The organism is Terriglobus sp. 2YAB30_2 (assembly GCF_052114765.1).
In the GTDB taxonomy this organism is placed as follows: Bacteria; Acidobacteriota; Terriglobia; order Terriglobales; family Acidobacteriaceae; genus Terriglobus.
The window spans coordinates 110,130-128,769 of sequence record NZ_JBFRFJ010000005.1 but is presented as its reverse complement, the minus strand read 5'-3'; the positions used below and the strand labels follow the sequence as shown (position 1 = coordinate 128,769).

At 56.3% G+C, this 18,640-nt stretch carries 15 protein-coding genes; 8 read left to right on the top strand and 7 right to left on the bottom strand.

Annotated elements, in window-relative coordinates:
* Positions 1-94: 94 nt before the first annotated feature.
* Complete coding sequence (locus tag AB4Y89_RS09845; RefSeq protein WP_442300751.1) at positions 95-1,894, top strand: MutS-related protein; 1,800 nt, start codon at positions 95-97, stop codon at positions 1,892-1,894.
* Between the two features lie 24 nt (positions 1,895-1,918).
* On the opposite strand, the gene pdxA is transcribed toward AB4Y89_RS09845, so the two are convergent.
* A complete protein-coding gene (gene pdxA / locus AB4Y89_RS09840; RefSeq protein ID WP_442300750.1) occupies positions 1,919-2,926 on the bottom strand; it encodes a 4-hydroxythreonine-4-phosphate dehydrogenase PdxA in 1,008 nt (335 codons plus the stop codon).
* A gap of 60 nt (positions 2,927-2,986) precedes the next feature.
* Positions 2,987-4,003, bottom strand: a complete 1,017-nt coding sequence (locus AB4Y89_RS09835; protein WP_442300749.1) for a 2-keto-3-deoxygluconate permease — start codon at positions 4,001-4,003, stop codon at positions 2,987-2,989.
* Between the two features lie 224 nt (positions 4,004-4,227).
* Here AB4Y89_RS09835 and AB4Y89_RS09830 point away from each other — a divergent pair, with 224 nt between their 5' ends.
* Together AB4Y89_RS09830 and AB4Y89_RS09825 are read left to right on the top strand one after the other, a co-directional pair.
* Positions 4,228-5,487 (top strand): MFS transporter, encoded by a 1,260-nt coding sequence (locus AB4Y89_RS09830; RefSeq protein WP_442300748.1) that lies wholly within the window; start codon positions 4,228-4,230, stop codon positions 5,485-5,487.
* 11 nt (positions 5,488-5,498) lie between these two features.
* On the top strand, positions 5,499-6,047 hold the full coding sequence (locus AB4Y89_RS09825; protein ID WP_442300747.1) for a carboxymuconolactone decarboxylase family protein: 549 nt from the start codon (positions 5,499-5,501) through the stop codon (positions 6,045-6,047).
* 95 nt (positions 6,048-6,142) lie between these two features.
* On the opposite strand, the gene AB4Y89_RS09820 is transcribed toward AB4Y89_RS09825, so the two are convergent.
* From AB4Y89_RS09820 to AB4Y89_RS09800, 5 genes are all read right to left on the bottom strand, one after another.
* Complete coding sequence (locus tag AB4Y89_RS09820; RefSeq protein WP_442300746.1) at positions 6,143-6,358, bottom strand: hypothetical protein; 216 nt, start codon at positions 6,356-6,358, stop codon at positions 6,143-6,145.
* A 35-nt stretch (positions 6,359-6,393) separates the two neighbouring features.
* Positions 6,394-8,166 (bottom strand): multicopper oxidase family protein, encoded by a 1,773-nt coding sequence (locus AB4Y89_RS09815; protein ID WP_442300745.1) that lies wholly within the window; start codon positions 8,164-8,166, stop codon positions 6,394-6,396.
* Entirely contained in the window at positions 8,163-9,647 is a 1,485-nt protein-coding gene (locus AB4Y89_RS09810; protein WP_442300744.1) for a hypothetical protein, read from the bottom strand. The genes AB4Y89_RS09815 and AB4Y89_RS09810 overlap by 4 nt, the downstream gene beginning before the upstream one ends.
* A gap of 76 nt (positions 9,648-9,723) precedes the next feature.
* Positions 9,724-10,719, bottom strand: a complete 996-nt coding sequence (locus tag AB4Y89_RS09805) for a nucleoside hydrolase (protein WP_442300743.1) — start codon at positions 10,717-10,719, stop codon at positions 9,724-9,726.
* Between the two features lie 216 nt (positions 10,720-10,935).
* A complete protein-coding gene (locus AB4Y89_RS09800; protein ID WP_442300742.1) occupies positions 10,936-12,633 on the bottom strand; it encodes a secretin N-terminal domain-containing protein in 1,698 nt (565 codons plus the stop codon).
* Positions 12,634-12,836: 203 nt separating this feature from the next.
* Here AB4Y89_RS09800 and AB4Y89_RS09795 point away from each other — a divergent pair, with 203 nt between their 5' ends.
* The 5 genes from AB4Y89_RS09795 (at position 12,837) to AB4Y89_RS09775 (ending at position 18,640) form a co-directional block, all read left to right on the top strand.
* Positions 12,837-14,222 carry a hypothetical protein gene (locus AB4Y89_RS09795; RefSeq protein ID WP_442300741.1) on the top strand — a complete coding sequence of 462 codons (1,386 nt, stop codon included), beginning with the start codon at positions 12,837-12,839 and terminating at the stop codon, positions 14,220-14,222.
* Positions 14,223-14,395: 173 nt separating this feature from the next.
* Complete coding sequence (locus AB4Y89_RS09790) at positions 14,396-15,316, top strand: chromate resistance protein ChrB domain-containing protein (RefSeq protein WP_442300740.1); 921 nt, start codon at positions 14,396-14,398, stop codon at positions 15,314-15,316.
* 95 nt (positions 15,317-15,411) lie between these two features.
* Positions 15,412-16,317 carry a DUF1259 domain-containing protein gene (locus AB4Y89_RS09785; protein ID WP_442300739.1) on the top strand — a complete coding sequence of 302 codons (906 nt, stop codon included), beginning with the start codon at positions 15,412-15,414 and terminating at the stop codon, positions 16,315-16,317.
* A 4-nt stretch (positions 16,318-16,321) separates the two neighbouring features.
* Complete coding sequence (gene chrA, locus AB4Y89_RS09780; RefSeq protein WP_442300738.1) at positions 16,322-17,464, top strand: chromate efflux transporter; 1,143 nt, start codon at positions 16,322-16,324, stop codon at positions 17,462-17,464.
* A gap of 174 nt (positions 17,465-17,638) precedes the next feature.
* A complete protein-coding gene (locus AB4Y89_RS09775) occupies positions 17,639-18,640 on the top strand; it encodes a YncE family protein (RefSeq protein WP_442300737.1) in 1,002 nt (333 codons plus the stop codon).

Here is an 18,640-nt window from a genome sequence, read left to right as displayed (position 1 = left end):
GAAGCTTTGACTGTTTGTGCCGTTTTCCTTCGAAGAAAACGGCATTCGCAGATTTATCCAACGCTACTATTAGGAGAATTGCTCTAATAGGCAGATGGCAGCTTCGTCTCCCTGGTCTCCAGCTGAGGAATACACGCGTCGGCAGCGTTTACGTGAGCAGCAGGTCGAGAGACATGAGAGCAGGCATATTGCGCTCGGCTATCTGAAGCTGCTACTCATCGCCGCTACGGTGGCTATCGCCTGGTTGTCGCGCGGCCACTCATATCAATCCGTCTGGCTTTCCGGCATTCCCGTCTTGTTATTTATCGCGGTCGCGGTTTACCACTCCCGCGTCCTGCGCCGGCAGGCGGACGAACGCCGAGCCGTAGAGTTTTACAGCAAGGGCCTGGCACGGATTGGAGACGACTGGCCGCGAACCACGGAACGCTCACTACCGGAGCAGGCGATTACATCCAGTCTCTACGCCAGGGACCTGGATATCGTTGGGAAAGGAAGCCTGTTCGAGCTGCTCTGCGTGGCACGAACCCGCATGGGCGAGCAATGCCTGCTGGATTGGCTGCTTCACGTGCCGTCACTCGAGACGATCTATCAGAGACAGAACGCAGTAGCCGAGCTTCGAGGTCAACTGAATTTCAGAGAACAGATGGCGGTCACGGGCGAGGCCATTTCTATCGGGGTATGGCCTGAATCGCTCAAGCAATGGGGAGCATCGACCCACGCATTCGCCAGTATCTGGCTTCGCTGGCTTGCCACAGGACTCACACTCCTTGCGATTGGTGCGACGGCTTTCTGGCTCACACATGGCTTCATCGGTCTCTTGTTCGCAGTGCTGGTGATGCAGTGGTGTCTTGTACGGTATCTGAAACGCCCGATAGCGCTGACACTCGACGGCACCGACAAAGCCTTTCAGAATCTGAAACTCGCTTCCGCGCTGCTGCACAAGATAGAGCAGCAGCCTTTCGAAGGGCCCCCTCTTCAGAGCGTCCAAAAACAACTTTTCTCACAGCAGATCGCGGCCTCTGAAGCCATTGCGCAGTTGGGAAAGATCGTCGACTACCTGGAGGCGCTGGCAAATCCATTCGTCAAGCTGTTCAATCTTCCACTGATGTACACGGTGCAGCTTGCTTTTGCGATTCATGCCTGGCGCGAGCGACATGGGCATGCGCTTGCCTCCTGGCTGGACAGCCTCGGGGAGATGGAGGCGCTGCTCTCACTGGCCACTTACAGCTACGAACATCCTGAAGACCCGTTTCCTACCTTTGTCGATGGGCCGGGTCGCTTCCATGCCGAATCTCTCGGCCATCCGCTGATTCCGGCGGCGAAGTGCGTCCGGAACAGCGTGGACATCGGTGAGCCCGCCAGAGTGCTGCTAGTCAGCGGCTCCAACATGTCCGGCAAGAGCACGTTGATGCGTACTGTGGGCATCAACACAGTGCTGGCATTATGCGGTGCCCCGGTTCGGGCAAAGCAGATGCAATTAACGCCGCTCCGGATCGGTGCAAGCCTACTGGTCAATGACTCGCTTCAGCGTGGAGCCTCACGGTTCTATGCCGAGATCGAAAAGCTTCAGGCGATATGCAGTCTTGCGCGGCAGCCCGGGCCACCGGTGCTTTTTCTTTTGGATGAGTTATTGCAAGGAACCAACTCGAAAGATCGCCGCATCGGTGCGGAAGGTGTCATGCGTGAACTGGTACAGGCGGGCGCGATCGGGATTCTGACGACACACGATCTCTCGCTCACCCATATGGATCACGAAGACGGCATCCTGAGAAATATGCATTTTCAGGATGCCATCGTGGACGGGAAGATGCAGTTCGACTTCCTTCTGCAAGAAGGCGTAGTCACCAAGAGCAATGGCGTCGAGCTAATGCGGCTTATTGGTCTGCAGGTCTAAGAAACAATTAGGGCTCACCGCAACTCAAGCAACTTCGCTTCCAACTGTTGCTAATTGAATGGCCTGGTTGATGGCTTCGAGCAGACTGCGCTCGTCGGCCTGTCCGGTTCCGGCAATATCGAAGGCCGTCCCGTGATCGACGGAGGTACGAATCACCGGTAGTCCGAGTGTGATGTTTACCCCTGATTCCAGCCCCAGGACTTTCACTGGCCCATGCCCCTGGTCGTGATACATGGCGACCACCATATCGAAATCACCACGCTGAGCCAGGAAAAACAGGGTGTCTGCAGGGAGCGGACCCTTAACATTCCACCCCTTGCTCCTGCACGCCTCTACCGCCGGGACGATCTTCTCGCCTTCCTCCCCGCATCCGAAGAGTCCGTTTTCGCCGGCATGAGGATTGATGCCGCACACACCGATACGAGGATCCCGGATTCCGGCACGCTCAAGCGCCGCGTGAGCACGGGTGATGGTTCGCTCAACCAAACCGGCATCGATCTTCTCGATGGCATCGATAAGACCGATGTGAGTTGTGACATGCACGACGCGCAACTTCGGCGTCGAGAGCATCATCGAGACTTCCCCCGCACCGGTCAGTGACGCGAGCAGCTCGGTATGTCCGGGAAAGAGATGACCGCCTGCATGAAGTGCTTCCTTATTAAGGGGAGCGGTGCAGATGGCCTGAATGCTGCCGTTCATCGCGAGTCTGGCGGCGACTTTGAGATAACGGTAGGCTGCATCTCCGGCGATCGGAGAGATCTTGCCCCATGGCAGATCGGCAGGGATCAGGGCAAGGTCAATGCAGTCGATGACTCCGGGAGTAAAACTGGCCTCAGAGAGGCGTTCTTCGATCAGGGGATGAACAGTGAGCTCCGCATGAACGATCTCAGCGGCCTGTCTGAGCCGGCGGGCATCCCCAATGACCAGTGGCCGGCAGCGCTCATAGACCTCTTTGTGCATGAGGGCTTTGACGATGATCTCCGGGCCGACACCCGCTGCGTCTCCCATGGTGATGGCAATAATTGGAGTCATGAGCTCTTCCTTGGCTTAATCATGGTTGGGCTCCCCGGCGGGGCAGCCGCATCAGTAAGATCATCGGCTAGAGTCAGAGGTCTCCGCAACTGCCTGACCTTCCTGTGACAAAAGAGGCTCAGGCGTCTCCCGAGGACGGACGACGCGCGTCTTCCACAAGGCCGTGAGCGGAGGAACCAACAGGCTGCTTACGATAACGCAACAGGCGACGAGCACAGTAGCAGATGCCGCTGCGGCCGCGTACCTGGGGTTAGCAACCGCTACCAGCATCGGCACAGCCGCAGCATTGCCTGCTGTGGTTGCTGCGGCAATTCCCGCGGTGCCGTCACCTCCGATGAGGCGATCCACGGCTATAAGGCAGACGGCGCTGACAAGCACTAAAACTACCCCGAGGGTGAGGCCGAGCAATCCGGCGGTCGCGACGCGGTGCAGATCAAGCGTACATCCGATTGCAAATGCGAAGAATGGGATTAGGACCGACACGCCCTGTGAGAGAAACTGGCGCATCTCGTGATCAAGATTTCCAAGAAGCATCCCGACTGCAAGAGGCAGGATCGCTCCTACCATCGTCTGCCAGGGGAAGGCTGCCAGACCGGCCACGCCAAGCGAGACCATGGTGAGGAATGGACCCGACTCAAGCGTCATTACGGTATAGGCTGCCGAGTCGGCCGGCTGGCCGTATTGCTCCATCAGCGCCATGTAGAGGCCACCATTGGTATCGTTGATGGCGGCGACGACGGCAAGCGTGGAGAGCCCTGCAAACCATCCGGTGCGAACGGGGTCAATGCCAATAAGATGCCCAAGGACAAAGCTGGCGAGAAACCCTAGAGCGACCTTGGTGGTCATCAAGGCTCCGCCCTTCTTCAGCAACTGCGGCAGGGCGCCGAGCGAAATACGCGCCCCCATGCAGACGTAGAAGACGGCGAGGATCGGTAGAGCTCCGGTATACAACGCATTGGTGAAAGACCCAAAGAACGGGGCTGCGTGCGGAGCGAAGGTAGCCAGCGTCGCTCCACACAAGAGAGGGACGACCATCATGCCGCCCGGCACTCTTTCGATTGCTCGTTTAATCTGCATTCCTTCCGCCCTGGTTCTTTGATATTCCGGTTACGCTAACGCCTGATTCCTCGCGATGCAAAGCAACGCTCGGATTCGCCTTTAATTCGTCTAAATTCTCTACGCCAATAGGTACGTCTCAGCAAGTGGGATCAGGAATCCAGATTCTTCTCGCCACCCGAGACTCTTATTTATAAGCTAGTCACGCGTATCATGCTCCTGTCATCCCGAAAGAGGCCTGACACGTGGCGAGCACATTACCCAATCCAGAGAGATCTCTGCGGTACAGCGGTTGGGCGGTAGTGCTTGCAGCGTTTTTCGGGGTAATGTTCAGCTTTGCCGCGATTGTCCCATTCACCTTCAGCCTCTTTATCGCTCCTCTTCATGCCGCGTTTGGCTGGAAGCGCGAGGCCATCTCGAGCACCTTTGGGATCGCGGCAATGACCGTCGCGGTCTTCTCGCCCGGCATCGGCATGCTGCTTGACCGCGTCCCGCCTCGCAGAGTAGTGCTTCCCTGTATCGTCGTATTTTCGGGCGCCCTTCTCTCTCTCAGCCGCCTTACACCGCAGTTAGGCCGTTTCTACCTTACCTACTTCATCATTGGCGTTGTCGGAAATGGAACCGCTCAGTTGTCCTACTCGAGGGCTGTTCTAAGCTGGTTCCGCACCATGCGTGGAACCGCATTGGCGCTCATGCTGACCGGCAGCGGAGTGGGATCGATTCTGCTGCCGCTGATCGCACAGTATGTCATCCAAACCCGCGGATGGCGTGCCGGCTATTTCACCCTTGGGCTGTTGGCGCTACTGGGCCTTCCTCTGACGGCAGCGTTTCTGCGGAATATGCCTGGCCGAACGTCGCACCCGGTTGAGCAGAAGCAAACGACGAACCTCTCGAGCGTGTTCAGGTCGGCAACCTTCTGGCTGATCGCAGGATCCATTCTGCTCGGCGCTTTTGGAGCAAATGGTGTGCTCTCGCACCTGGCTGCTCTCCTGAGCGAACGCGGCGTCAGCGGTTCCAATACAGCATTGGCGCTGTCCTGTCTGGGCGCGGCCGGCATCGGCGGACGGTTGTTGACGGGCTGGCTGCTCGATCGCTTCCATGCACCTACACTTTCATTTCTCATGTTTCTGCTTGCTGGAGCAGGCATCACGCTGTTCGCGTATGCAACAAACGCAGCGATGGGCATTACAGGCGCCGTGCTGCTTGGGTTCAGCATGGGCAGTGAAGGAGATATCGGACCCTATCTGATAGCGCGCTATTTCGGGCAGAGCCGCTTCGCCACTCTCTACGGACTCACATGGACTGCGTATGCCATGGGAGGAGCGGTCGGGCCTGTACTTATAGGCCGGCTGTATGACCAGATGGGCGGCTATCGTCCCGCTGCGATCCTTATTCTTTCCGTGACCGCGGTCATTGCCGCATTCATGAACTTCGCACYCCCCCGATACAGCACTAAAGAAGCAGAACTGAACACCATAACCCTGCAGTCCACGGCAGCGGAGTAATAAGGAGAGATATGCCACACATCCCACTTCCCGAGAACCTTCCAGGAATCAGTTCGGGTTTTGCCTTTCGTCCGGAGACAGCGGCCCCGATGCGTGAGTTGGCGCATGTCCTGCTATACACCTCAGGACGCAATACCGACCTGAGCTCCCGTGACCGCGAACTCATCGCCGCCTTTGTGTCTTCGCGCAATGATTGCACTTTCTGCAAGATGAGCCATGGCGCGGCAGCCACTCATCTGAATGGGGGCGACCGCTCTCTTCTAGAAGATGTATGGACCGATTTTCAAGCAGCGGATATCTCACAGAAGCTGAAGGCGCTGCTGGCAATCGCCTCCGCGGTCCAGATCGACGGCAAGAAGGTTACGCCGGATATGGTGAAGACGGCCCGCGACGCCGGAGCGTCAGATCTTGAAATTCACGATACCGTTCTCATAGCGGCGGCATTCTGCATGTACAACCGCTACGTCGATGGACTTGCTACCTTGCAGCCGCGGGAGGAAGGCGCATACCTCCAGATGGGAGCTCGCCTTGCGGAGCAGGGATACATCCCGCCGAAATAGCATCTCGAGACAGGTAGCTCCCCCCAACAAAACCATGGCCGGATGCCTGGTAACATCCGGCCATTCTTGTTTGGGAAAGCGACATGCCTGCCTGGTTACGAATTGAAGGCAGCATCAATCACTGCCCACGTGGTGATAACACTCGCAGCCGTCGTAAAGACCCCATACGTGGAGTAGATATTCCCGGCTTCTTTGTCTGCCTCCTCAATCGTCTGGGGAGGTGTGTTTGGGATCTGTGGATCGGAAGCATTGCGAATAGCGTGCCACTGAATCTTCTTGAACTGATCCTGCTGCATCACCTGCCCCACCATGGCGTCTCCGGACGTCTTCAGCGTAGGAGAGCTCTTTAGCCATTCTTCTCTCCGAGCGACTCAATCGTGCGTTGATGGTGATGTTTCGGGTGCTCTGGCAGGATGAGGAAGTTCTGCATCATGCCGGTGTCTTCATGCGGAAGGATGTGACAGTGGAAGACGGACTTCCCTGTCCATTCCTTGAAACGCATGCGGATCACCGTCGCCGTATCCTGCGCGACCCAGATCGTGTCCTGGACCAGACGATGCTGCGGCTCAATGCCGGCAACCGAGACAATTTCGAAGTCGTTCACGTGGATATGGAAGGGATGGCCTTCCGTGCCACCGCGCGCTGAGTCCGGAACCTCAATGGTCCACTCCTCACAGGTATTGAGATATACGGTTGTAGGCACGGCGAACTCGTCGTAGAGCTGGTTGTTAATCATGAAGTCGATCCCGACCACCGGGTTCTTCTCTCCAGGGAAACGTCCGCTGAAGAGGAACCTGCGCTTACGCACAACCTCATCCGGGCGGATTGGGCCATCACGGGTGATGGGCGGAAGATCATGAGGAATCTTCATGTCCATCGGCTCGCCTTCTACTTCAATCACGGCGATGGTCTTCTGCGGGGCCTCCAGAAACTGCGCGTTCTGTGCAAGCTGAAGGATCTTGTACTTGCCAGGCGTGTCGCATGCCTTGATCAGGAACTCTGCGCGGTTGGCGGGTCCCAGAACAACCTGTGACGCATTGTTGACATACTCCTTCGACCACGGATGATCGAAGTTGTTGCCATCCATAGCCAGCAGGTGCATGGTGTGCTCTTCCACCTGGACCGGCATCATCAGATCAGAACAGCCGTTCAACATGCGGAAGCGTGCCACTTCGCCGGGACGCATTTTGAAGACATGCGGCTCCAACTGCTTATGCTTGGGAGATAGTGGCTTCTCAAAGTTGTGCTCTTCCCTGAAGAATGGCACGCCGTTAAGCATGTAGAAGCGCAGATGATAGTCGCCGGTGGTGAAACCACAGCTCTGTGGAGGATCTGTGGGCTTTCCATCGATGGTGACTGACTCGGATTTGTCTTTGGCAAAAGTCTGCCAGATGGCATTCTGCCTGGGCTCGTAGCTCTCGGTGTAGTCAGCGTGCGGCTCATCGGTCTTGAAGAGACCGATGTCCTGCACCACCAGAAAGTGCTCCTTGGCCGCCTTAATCTCAGGCACTTCATCGATCGCGCCAGGAACAACGACGGCGCCTGCCATCCCGGAAACAGCCTGCACCGCGGTGGAACCATGGGCGTGCGGATGATACCAGTTCAACCCCGGCGATTGATCGGGAGGAATGACGAACGGATAGTCCTTGTACTCACCCGGTCCGATAGAGATCATCGGAGCGGTTACGTCGCTGGTGCCCAACGGTTCAAAGATGTGCGGCGCGACGTCCAGTCCGTGCAAATGCAGGTTAGTGTGGTCCAGAAGGTGGGGCACGTTCATGTCCCCGCCCCAGTCTTTCGAGTCATAGCGGGTCAGCTTGTTCTTCACCCGGATTTTCACGGTGGTGCCCGGTTTAGCGATGATCTGCGGTCCTGGGATCATGTCATTGTAGGCGCGAACCTTTACCCTGTGACCATCGATGGTCATGGTCTTCCACTTCACTTCAAGGGTGTAGGCGGGCTCGAAGTGCTCTTCATTTGGCTGCAGAGGCAGCACATCCGCTTCCTCCATAGGCATGTGGTGCTCTGCTGGATGCTGCGCGTTGCCCTTCGGGGCTGCCGCGCTGGCAGCAGCTCCTGCGGCCAGCGCCATAAAGTTACGCCGGGATACATTCTTCATTTCGTCACCGCTTTCTTCCTCATCTTCAGGAGCATTTCCACTTTTTGCTGCGCAGGCTTGATCTGGTTTGGATCAGTGCAGGCCTGCGGAGCATGGTCGGTATTGAAGTAGCCATACTGCGTAAAGGCCACAGCGAGCTGCAGCGACGTGTCCAGAGAGAACGCATCGCTGTACTGTCCGCCGGGGAAACGCTGCGGGAAAGACTGGTTCTGGAAGTACGCCGCATTTTCCAGCGAGTAGGACTGGCACATGCCGTCGAACCCAAAGCTTGGCGGGACATTTACGCCCATAACGCCGGCAACTCCCTTCGGTGCGGCATACGCGCTGGCATGGCATGACGTGCATGACGACTGGGGATTATCAACAGGCCCCGCGAGACGGTCCTTGCAGCCCAGATGCTGGAAGGTGCCGATGTCTGTATTGATCGCGCTCTGCTGCAATGGCAGACTGGCAGACTCCGGAACTGCGGGGAAGGTCCATGGATCAGAGCCCCATTGCAGGCCGACAGGCACAAGGTGATCCCAGAAGGTGTTGCCCTGCGTATCACCGTCATAGGCAAAGGTGCCATAGACCCAGCGCGATGGCGAGCGGGGATCGACCACCGCCACATCCACCTGAACGACATGGTCAGATTGCACTTCGCGATCACACTCATAGCCCTTGGCCTTCGTGTATTTATGGCGATCGACCATCCACTCCGGCGAGCCGTGCAGGAACGGCACACAATCCACCGGCACATTCGACGTAAGCACCTTCACCACTACGGTTCCTTTGGGGAATGGAAGCCCTGCCGGTACCGCGCTGCCAAGGTACTCTCCCATCTGCGGCACACCGGTGGGCGGAACGGTATGACCAAGCGCGTAGCCACCGTACTCGTTGTAATAACCAACCGACCATGACTCAAAGCCCCACGGATACTCGGTCTTGCAGGCCTCCGTCATACCGGCCATGAAGAACTGAACATGAGGTCCGCTGCCCGGAGCCTTCAAAAAATCACCGACCGTTGCCGTGCGCTCGTTCGTCGTGCCGTGCACATACTCGCGGCCCGCGGTGGGGTCGTATGCCATCCACGGCACGTTGTACCAGCGGGTCTTCCCATCAACCTTGGTGCGCCAGCCCACATCGTTCGATAACTGGGGGTCCTGCCCCTGCTTCACATAATCGAGAATGGCCTGGATGTACTCATCCCAGTGCTGGCCATGCCACTGTGGCGACTCCACCTTCTGTGGAGGGAATTTCGTGCCGAAGTTCACATTGATGTTCAGCCACGTACATTCCGGGCATGTATCAGGCACGCTGCGGGGATAGTCGTGGCTGAGCTTGAAGACTGGTGTGCTTGGCTTTTTCGGCGCGGACACAACCGCATCTCGAAACGCGAGTGACGCCGCGGAGTCCGGCTTTACCGGGGCCTGCCCCCAAAGCGGCGTCATGACCGCCATAGCCACAAGGGCCGAAAGAACGGTTTGCATTGATTTCATCATTGCTCCTGTAGTGCGCAAGTTCGCCCGTAAATGGGCACGGAAGTGCGTTCCACCCATGGCAGTTCTGGTCTTTGATCTAATTGCCGTCGGTGGCTAACAGCTCTAAAACGTACTGGTAGAAGCCTTGAATGTTCGAGAAGCTGAAGAAGACGTCCTGAGGTTTTCCCGATCCCGGGCTGACCGGTTTATGAATCCAGCCCTGCTCAAAACCCCACTGCTCAATCGTTAATGGCATTGGTGTCGATGGGGTGTAGAGGTCGGGGCGCGTCAGCCAGCAGGTAGCGGTTACATCCCACAACCGGTAAAACGGCTCTTGGGTGACCAGGCTGTACGCCTCATACGCAAGCTGCGAATACCGGTACTTCTGCCCCTGCTCTTGGAGTGCGTTTCGAAAGCATTCGCTCACTGGAGCCGAATTACTGATGTCCAGCGGAAACATCTGAATATTGCCGAAGGTTTGGAGGACATCGTGAACTGCATAGGGATCCCAGAAGGCATTCCATTCGGCATGTTTGTTCGCCACGATATCGCTTGTCGTATGGGGGTCGATGTTGCCATCAACCTCAATCGCTCCTCCCATCCAGATCATCCGATCGATGCCGGTTGCCAGCAGTGGGTTCTTTCCCAGAACATCCACCAACGGCGTCATGGGGCCAGTCATCAGGAGGGTTATCGGCGTGTGCTGCTGGATAGCTTCGTGCAGCAGCTTCGCCAGCAACGCCTCTCCATCGGGAGGAGGTGTGGACACATGCGGCGTGTAGGGCTTCAGGCTGGGGAGTTCATTGAATGAAACGCAATCTCCGCGATATGACCACGGAAAGGCATTCCAGCCGCGCGCACGGCTCAGCGCCACCGGAATACCGGCGCGGTTCATAAACTGCATCAATCGAGACGATGCCTGCATGGCAGGATCGGCAATGCAGTCCGCATTGATCACGACAATACCGAGCAGGTCGATGCCCGGCATCACGGTCAGCAACATCGACGAAATAAATTCATCGATGGCCGCATCATGAAGAAAAACGACCGGAGTGCGCTTCTCCGAAGTAACAGCGCCTTTCAAAATTCGCATCTTCCCAGTTCCTTTGAAAGTTACTCAGCTCGGAACACAGGACAGGGGATAAGGCCGAAAGTAAGAATTTCTACAACGTGAACATCTGTCTCTTGATGAACATGGAAGACTATTACCCGCGCGAAAAATCTTGTCAAGTGTAAATCGGAGCACCCATCCATCCTTTCTGCGCTTGCAGGGCGGTCCGCGCCTTGAGGGTGGAGTAGGGTTCCAATGCTATGGCTGTGAGGCCTGCGGGACCGAAACCCGGTTCAATTGGATCGACTCGGAACCGCCCGTCTCAATCTCCTGCGCCGCGCCGGTATTGACCTCGACCGTGCGGACGACGTGAGGGACCAGCATGAAGACGATCTCGTCATCCACTGTCTCTGTCTCCTGCGTACTGAACATATATTTGATTGCCGGAATCTCGCCCAGACCAGGCGTTCCACCCACGCTTCGGCTGCTCTGTTTCTGAACCAGACCGGCAAGGATATTGACTTCTCCATCTTTCAGACGCACCATCTGTTCAGCTTTTTGCTGACTGATGATCGGCTCAGAGACACCACTGATCGTCGTACTGCCACTTTGCGACGAGACTTCTACAGCGAGCTTCATGGTCACGTCGCGATCCTGATGAATGGTAGGCGTGATATCGAGATTCACTCCTACATCGATATATTGAAATTGAGTCTGTACCGCGGACGATGAGGTCGATGTCGCCGTCGTATAGCTTCCTGTCGCGATCGGAATTCTCTGTCCGATCTTCAGCATCGCCTTTTGGCCATCGATCGCTCGAATACTTGGCTGCTGCAGTACACGCGTATCTGAATCGGTGAGCAGGAGCTCTACGGCCGCCTGACCGATGGAATAGCTGTACGACGAGGTGCTGCCAATCGAATTGAGCGTTGACGAGGAACTGGAAGTCACCGAAAGCGAGGTTGGAAGTGAGATGCCAATGTTGCGCAGCTTATCCTTTCTGACTTCCATGACGTAGACGTCGATCAACACTTCAGGTTTTGGCCGATCCAGGCTCTGGATCAGGCTTTTTGCAAGCATGATCTCATCGGGTGTCCCACGAATGACGATCGCGTTCTGCGTCATGACAGAAAAGATTTTTGTAGTCGGTGGAAGAAGATTCCGAAGAGCCGTGAGAATTTCGTTCAGGTCTTGCTGCTGGGTTGCATTCGACAAGTAGAAGGTGCGGACGGAAAGCCGTTCGATCTGCGTGCGTTTGGTGCGCGTGTCCTGTGCGACGTAAATGGTATTGGACGTGGTTGGTGTCCAGAAGGTTCCCGAGAGCCCTTCGAGCACACGAAGAGCCTCCTCGATCCCGACATCCTGAAGATCCAGAGAGACCCGTTTGAGCGGAAGCTCAGGATCAAGCAGAACATTAATCCCGGCGACCTTTCCGACTGTCTGATAGAGCGTCCCTACGCCTTCCGTCATATGAAGCGTAATCCGTTCTTTTGAGAACGGCGCCAGATGAACAGGCGGGCCCGGTCGATCGAGATCCTCCGCCGTAGGACCTCCGGTGGAGGCCCGCTTCCCTGCTTCTTTATCGAGCTGATCTCTCACCTGCACTACCTGTTGCGTGGCCGCCCGATTGCTTGGATCAATCTCCAGTGCACGGAGAAACTCGACCAGTGCCTCCTTGTGATGCCCTTCCGATTCGAGCGCCTCACCGCGGTGGATGTGCTGAATCGCTGCACTGAAACGGACCCGGTCGCGGGCCACCTTATAGCGCAGGTCATCCGGTTTCTTCGCGTATGCGAGGCCATATGCTTTGAGTGCTGTCTCAAAGTCATCTTTCGCTTCGGCCGTCTCGCCTTGTTTGTAGAACGCTTTCGCAGATTGAGCCACCACCGGCCCCGTGATCATCAGGCAGCAACAAACGCCGATCAGCACTAGACGATGCGGAGATACTTCCGACATGAACATCCCTCTCCACACAGATCGCCCTTGCCTCGTACCTCACGAAACTATGAGCACGATTGCTTTCTGACTCGTGTAGTTACTGGCTTTGACGGGTTCCAACACATTTCGTCGTAGGTGCCCTGTCGAAAAATGTCGAGCTGTACGTGGTGGTCGACAAACGTCGTCAAAGTAGTGTGAGACATCACGGAATCACAACGGGAGTGTTCGCACTCGCTGCCTCTTTCTCGCTTAGTCTCTTTGGGCAAGAGGCCGCACAAACTTCATCATCGCTCCGCGACCCTGCCTGTCAGGGCTGTCATAGCTTTCATCTTGAGGGAGATGCTGCGACCATCCTCAAACAAGTTCTGCACGCCTATGGCGTCGATGTTGTGTGGGCACATCCATCGATTCCGCTTCAGCGGTCTATCCGGTTTGATGTGGAGGGGGCTGACCTGTCAACGGCAGGCTATGTCCTCGGCCTGATGACCAACTCTTTCTTTGTACCGATTAACGAACACCTTGCTCTTGTGGTTGCCGATACTCCCGAGAATCGATCAGCCTTTTCGAAGAAAAGCATCGCCACAATTTCCATCAACGATCTAGTCGACAGCAAGGAATCGGAAGTGATCTCTCGTTTGGCCGCTACGGTTTTCGAGCTGCCAGGAGCATCTCTTCATGATGACCTTCTTACCGTCCGTGGAGATCCCGAGATGCTGGACCAGATCTCCAGGACCACAGAGCACCTCTATCGCCCCGCTCCACGCATTCGCCTCGTAATGCGTTCTTACCTCGTTACGTCGACCAATACTCATAAAACCGGCATCGAGCTCCCGACGAAATTCACCCTCTTCAATGTGCTTACGGAAGCCAACAAGCTGATCCAGGACAATGCGTCGGTCGTCGAGGAGATTATTAGCGAAGGCCTCGCCTCTGAAGGTGACGTCCTGACGATTGCATCACTATTGATCGCCGGCGGATATGCCGGCAGCTCGGTGCTGGGAAGCTCTTCTGTCTACTTCGGGGGCGGGCGCACAGCCACTGGAGTTCAATTCGATTCCGCGTCAGTCCAAGCCAGCCTGCAGCGGTCAAAGCTTGAGCGTCTACAGGAGCAGACACTGCTGCTTGCAGATGGAAGTAGCGGGAAGCTCCGCTTCGGGCAGAGATATCCGATTGAAACCTCCAGAACAAGCGTGACAACTTCATCCACGTCCTCAAGCAGCAACACAACGACTCCCAGCATTCAGTATGAAGACCTGGGAGTCACACTGGAGGCCAAAGTGCATCTGTCGGCAGAGGGAGACGCTTGCCTGGAGCTCCATCAGACGATACGGGGCCTCCAGGGACAGACAGCGAACGACATTCCTATACTTGATAACCAGGAATTTGCAACAGCGCTGTCCATCCCCCATAACGGAAGCGCGCTGCTGATCTCTGATGTCAGCCAATCGGAGACACGGGCCATTCGCGGTCTGGCGTCCGCTGTGCCAACAGAGTCGAAGCTAGATAAGAGCACCACACAGCTCGTAATCGTGGTGACTCCCTATGTACTCGACGCCAGATCTGACCGCGCCCTTCACTACGTTCAGGATGACAACATTTCTCGGTGAACAGCGCCCCGCTGCGCCCGCTCATGAATCAGCAACGAGTTGACACCTCCTCATCGTCAGTGATAGACCATAACAAATCGACGATATGTTCATATCATCGATATGATGGAATGCATCCGCAATGAGATGCGGGAAAAAATCCATTGCTCTGAAGAGGCAAACGCGGAATCGATATGGCAAAGAAACAAACGCCAAAAGAAGGAAGCTGGCTGCTGCTGATCTTTTATCTGTCTGGGAAAAAAGCGAGCGAGCGAGTGGGCGTCTGGCGGAAGCTCCAGGCGACGGGAGCACTCTCCTTGCGCAACTCAGGCTATCTGTTGCCGAACACGCCCGAAAATCAGGAGCGATTCGCCTGGCTGGCAACCAGCATCCGTGCCGTCGCGGGAGAGGTTTCTGTACTTCAGGTCGGTGCGATCGATGACCCTAGCCCGGAAGAGTTAATGCAGAGCTTCCGGAATGAGCGAAACAAAGACTATGAAGCACTGCTCGGAGATATCGAAGAGAGCAGGAGCAAAGGTCAGCTCTCCACAGCACAGCTTGCCCGTCTGAAGCGACGCCTCGAAGAGATTCGAGAGATTGATTTCTTCCAGTCTTCGCTGCAGGGGGATGCGGAAAAGGCGATTGATCTATTGGAGCGGCCACAAACGACGCGCTTGAGCTCAGGAAAACTTTCCGCGACGGACTTCCAATCTAAGACATGGATGACCAGGCCACGTCCAGGCATCGACCGTGTCTCCTCAGCATGGCTCATCAAGCGATTCATTGACCCAAAGGCTCGTTTTATCTTTGGCCCTGATCCGGCGGCACATCCGAAGTCAATTCCATTCGACATGTTTCAGGGACATGGATTCGCGCATGAAGGCGAGCTTTGCACGTTCGAAGTTCTCTGTGTGCGCTTTGGGATTCGTGACAAGGCTGTGCTGCGAATCGGACAAGCCATTCATGATGCGGACTTCGAAGAGCCTAAATTTGGCCGACAGGAAGGCATCGCCATCAACCAGGTCCTCAAGGGATGGGCGAAGCAGGGGCTTTCCGATGAAGAGCTTCTCAGGCGCGGCGCGGACCTGATTGAGGCGATGTACCACGTCACCTAACTCTCCAATGGGAGTTAAGTGGCCACAACCCATTTTGGTCAAGGTGCGCGTGAAAGATTCGCGCAAGACATAAACCAAACCGGAAAGAAGGAGCCATGAAGAAAACCACTCGCAACATCGTCTTCTCTATCGCATGTCTTTGTACTCCGCTCCTGGCGCAGGCTCCGGCCGACCATTGGAAGGCCGTAGATGCAGCGCTGGGAGGTCGCACAGGGCAGATGCAACCGGGTGATGTCTACAAGTACTCGATGCCGCGGCGCGATTTGAAAGTGACCAAGGATGGCACAACGGTCGCCCCCGGCCTCGCATTGGGATCGTGGGCTGCTTTCAAGATGATGGGAAGTGAAGCAATGGTTATGGGAGATCTCGTGCTTACGGAAGATGAGATTGAACCCGTCATGCTCAAGCTGCAGCAGGATGGCATCGAGCAGACCTCCATCCATAACCATCTTCTGGGCGAAACTCCCCATATCGTCTACATGCACATCTCCGGACACGGCGACCCGGTTAAGCTTGCCACCGCACTGAATGCCGCTCTTGCACTGACGAAGACACCGGCGCCCGCACCGGCAAGCCCCGCCTCAGCTTCTGCTCCTACCATCGAGCTAGATACGAAGGCGATTGAGCAATCCATTGGCGTAGCGGGCAAAGTCAGCGGCGGCATACTTCAATTCAGCATTCCGAGGACTGAAAAGATCTCGGACAGCGGCATGGATATTCCTCCAGCAATGGGCACGGCGACTGCGATCAACTTTCAGCCGACCGGCGGAGGCAAAGCCGCGATCTCGGGAGATTTTGTCCTTCTGAAAGAAGAAGTGAACCCCGTGCTGCGGGCACTGCGAACACATGGGATCGAAGTGACCGCGATGCACAATCACATGCTCTTCGATGAACCCCATCTTTACTTCATGCATTTCTGGGCCAATGCCGACGCGGTTACCCTCGCGCAAGGCCTGAAGGCAGCACTCGATCTGACAAACACCCAACGCACAAGGAGATGACCGCATGGCCCCGAGCACGCAAGAACAAAGTACTGAAGTTCAACCGCTTTCAAAGTTCGTTTTGTACTTCTTGCAACTCGGGACCGCAGGTTTTGGGGGGCCGATCGCTCTTGCGGCTCGCATGGAGCGCGATCTGGTCGGCGAGCGTTACGGCATCCAACAGCAAGACTATTTGGAAGGCCTCGCGCTATCTCAGCTTTTGCCTGGACCGTTGGCTGCACAACTGGCGATGTACCTGGGGTTTGTACGCTCCGGATTCATGGGAGCCAGCCTCGTCGGAGTTGCGTTCATCGCTCCTTCGTTCCTGATGGTACTGATAATCTCGCTGCTCTACATCCGGTTCGATGGCTTGCCCTGGATGCAGGCTGCCTTCCATGGAGTCGGCGCTGCTGTGGTCGCGATCATAGTGCGTTCCGTGACAAAGCTGGCGAAAACCACGCTCAAGAAGGAGCGGCTGCTTTGGGTCATCGCCGCGACTCTTGCCGCCACCACTGCCTTCACAGGACGTGAGGCGGTATGGCTGGTCCTCGTCGCCGGCCTCGTTTCGGTTGCGGTTTACAACTGGCCACGTCGCTCCCGGAACCTGGCGGTCGTTCCTCTCATCGGAGGCCTGTTCGCCACGCCTGCCGGTAGACACTGGGAGGTTCTCGGTTACTTCGTCAAATCAAGCCTCTTTGTCTTCGGGAGCGGTCTCGCGATTATTCCGTTCCTACACGGAGGCGTCGTGGAAGTCCATCACTGGTTGACCGAGCAACAGTTTCTGGATGCGATTGCCGTCGCCATGATTACACCCGGTCCGGTCGTCATTACGGTAGCCTTTATCGGCTATCTCGCCGATGGCCTGGTAGGTGCGATTCTCGCGGCACTCGGAGTATTTCTGCCGGTATATCTGGCGGTGATCCTGTTTGCTCCGATCTACCGGAGGCTATCGGCGAACACGGTTCTACGCTCCTTTGTCAAAGGCGTTACCGCGGCGGCTACAGGCGCCATCGCCGGTGCGATTTTTGTTATCGCACGCCAGTCAGTGACCAGCTATCTCGGAGTAATCATCGCTGCCGCAACCTACGGTGTCCTCTGGAAATGGAAGCTTCCAGAGCCTCTGGTGGTGATCACCGCCGGACTTATCGGAATATTGATCTTTCGCTAGAGCATGTTTCCTGTAGGTGTAGTCCGGGGCTTGTGCGTCTATGGGCGTTTTCCGCAATGAAAACGCCGCTGCACGCGCCTCACGGAATACCCAGCAACAGGAAAAATACTCTAACGCCATGCATCGGGCAAACCCACGGAGGTCATAATGAGAAACACGAACGAGAGAAGAACAATGGTGGCACGTATTACCGGCAGCCTGGCCGTCCTCCTGCTTTCGACCGCCTTTCAAGCCTCCACCGCTCAGACAAATACAAGCGAACTTCTGCGTCTCGAGTCCACTATTCCGATTGCAGATGTCCAGGGCCGTATCGATCATCTTGCGATCGATCTTCAGGGCCGCCGCCTGTTTGTCGCCGCTTTGGGGAATAACTCTCTGGAGGTCATCGATCTTCGAGAGAAGAAGCGGCTTCATACCATCACTGGATTGGCGGAGCCGCAAGGTGTCACCTTCGTTCCCGCAACGAACCGGGTCTTCGTCGCCAACGGCAAAGATGGATCGGTACGGGCATTCGATGCAGCATCCTGGAAGCCGCTCACTTCGATCTCGTATGGAGACGATGCCGACAATCTTCGCTATGACTCAGAGAGCGGCCATATATGGGCCGGTTACGGCTCCGGAGCACTCGGCGAATTTGACCAGAACGGCGCCAAACTCATTGACATTCCGCTTGGCGATCATCCGGAGTCGTTTCAGCTTGAGAAAGATGGATCACGGATCTTCGTCAACCTGCCGCGTTCCCGAAAGATCTCGGTCGTCGATCGCAAATCGAGGTCAGTTCTGAGTTCCTGGGGAACAGGAGGTCCGCTTGCCAACTATCCCATGGCCCTGGATGAGGCGAACCACCGGCTCTTCGTAGTGACGCGGTTTCCAGCACGCTTAATCGTCCTTAATAGCGACCATGGCCAAAGGATTGCGAGCCTCTCCATTGCCGGCGACTGCGACGACGTCTTCCTGGACCAGCGCCGTCAGCGGATTTACGCAATTGGAGGGGATGGTGAGATTTCGGTATTCCATCAGAAAGATCCGGATCATTACGAAGAGCTCGGGCGCGTGAAAACCGTCAGTGGCGCGCGAACGGGGCTCTATTCCCCAGAGCTGGATCGGCTCTATCTCGCCGTCCGCAAGCAAGGATCGCAAGCCGCGGAAATTCGGGTATTCGCTCCAGCCCCCTAG

Bases quoted from the DNA above. Each gene is read 5' to 3' on its own strand.
- AB4Y89_RS09845 (WP_442300751.1), top strand. From the start codon at position 95: ATGGCAGCTTCGTCTCCCTGGTCTCCAGCTGAGGAATACACGCGTCGG.
- pdxA (WP_442300750.1), bottom strand. From the start codon at position 2,926: ATGACTCCAATTATTGCCATCACCATGGGAGACGCAGCGGGTGTCGGC.
- AB4Y89_RS09835 (WP_442300749.1), bottom strand. From the start codon at position 4,003: ATGCAGATTAAACGAGCAATCGAAAGAGTGCCGGGCGGCATGATGGTC.
- AB4Y89_RS09825 (WP_442300747.1), top strand. From the start codon at position 5,499: ATGCCACACATCCCACTTCCCGAGAACCTTCCAGGAATCAGTTCGGGT.
- AB4Y89_RS09820 (WP_442300746.1), bottom strand. From the start codon at position 6,358: ATGGTGGGGCAGGTGATGCAGCAGGATCAGTTCAAGAAGATTCAGTGG.
- AB4Y89_RS09815 (WP_442300745.1), bottom strand. From the start codon at position 8,166: ATGAAGAATGTATCCCGGCGTAACTTTATGGCGCTGGCCGCAGGAGCT.
- AB4Y89_RS09810 (WP_442300744.1), bottom strand. From the start codon at position 9,647: ATGATGAAATCAATGCAAACCGTTCTTTCGGCCCTTGTGGCTATGGCG.
- AB4Y89_RS09805 (WP_442300743.1), bottom strand. From the start codon at position 10,719: ATGCGAATTTTGAAAGGCGCTGTTACTTCGGAGAAGCGCACTCCGGTC.
- AB4Y89_RS09800 (WP_442300742.1), bottom strand. From the start codon at position 12,633: ATGTCGGAAGTATCTCCGCATCGTCTAGTGCTGATCGGCGTTTGTTGC.
- AB4Y89_RS09790 (WP_442300740.1), top strand. From the start codon at position 14,396: ATGGCAAAGAAACAAACGCCAAAAGAAGGAAGCTGGCTGCTGCTGATC.
- AB4Y89_RS09785 (WP_442300739.1), top strand. From the start codon at position 15,412: ATGAAGAAAACCACTCGCAACATCGTCTTCTCTATCGCATGTCTTTGT.
- chrA (WP_442300738.1), top strand. From the start codon at position 16,322: ATGGCCCCGAGCACGCAAGAACAAAGTACTGAAGTTCAACCGCTTTCA.
- AB4Y89_RS09775 (WP_442300737.1), top strand. From the start codon at position 17,639: ATGGTGGCACGTATTACCGGCAGCCTGGCCGTCCTCCTGCTTTCGACC.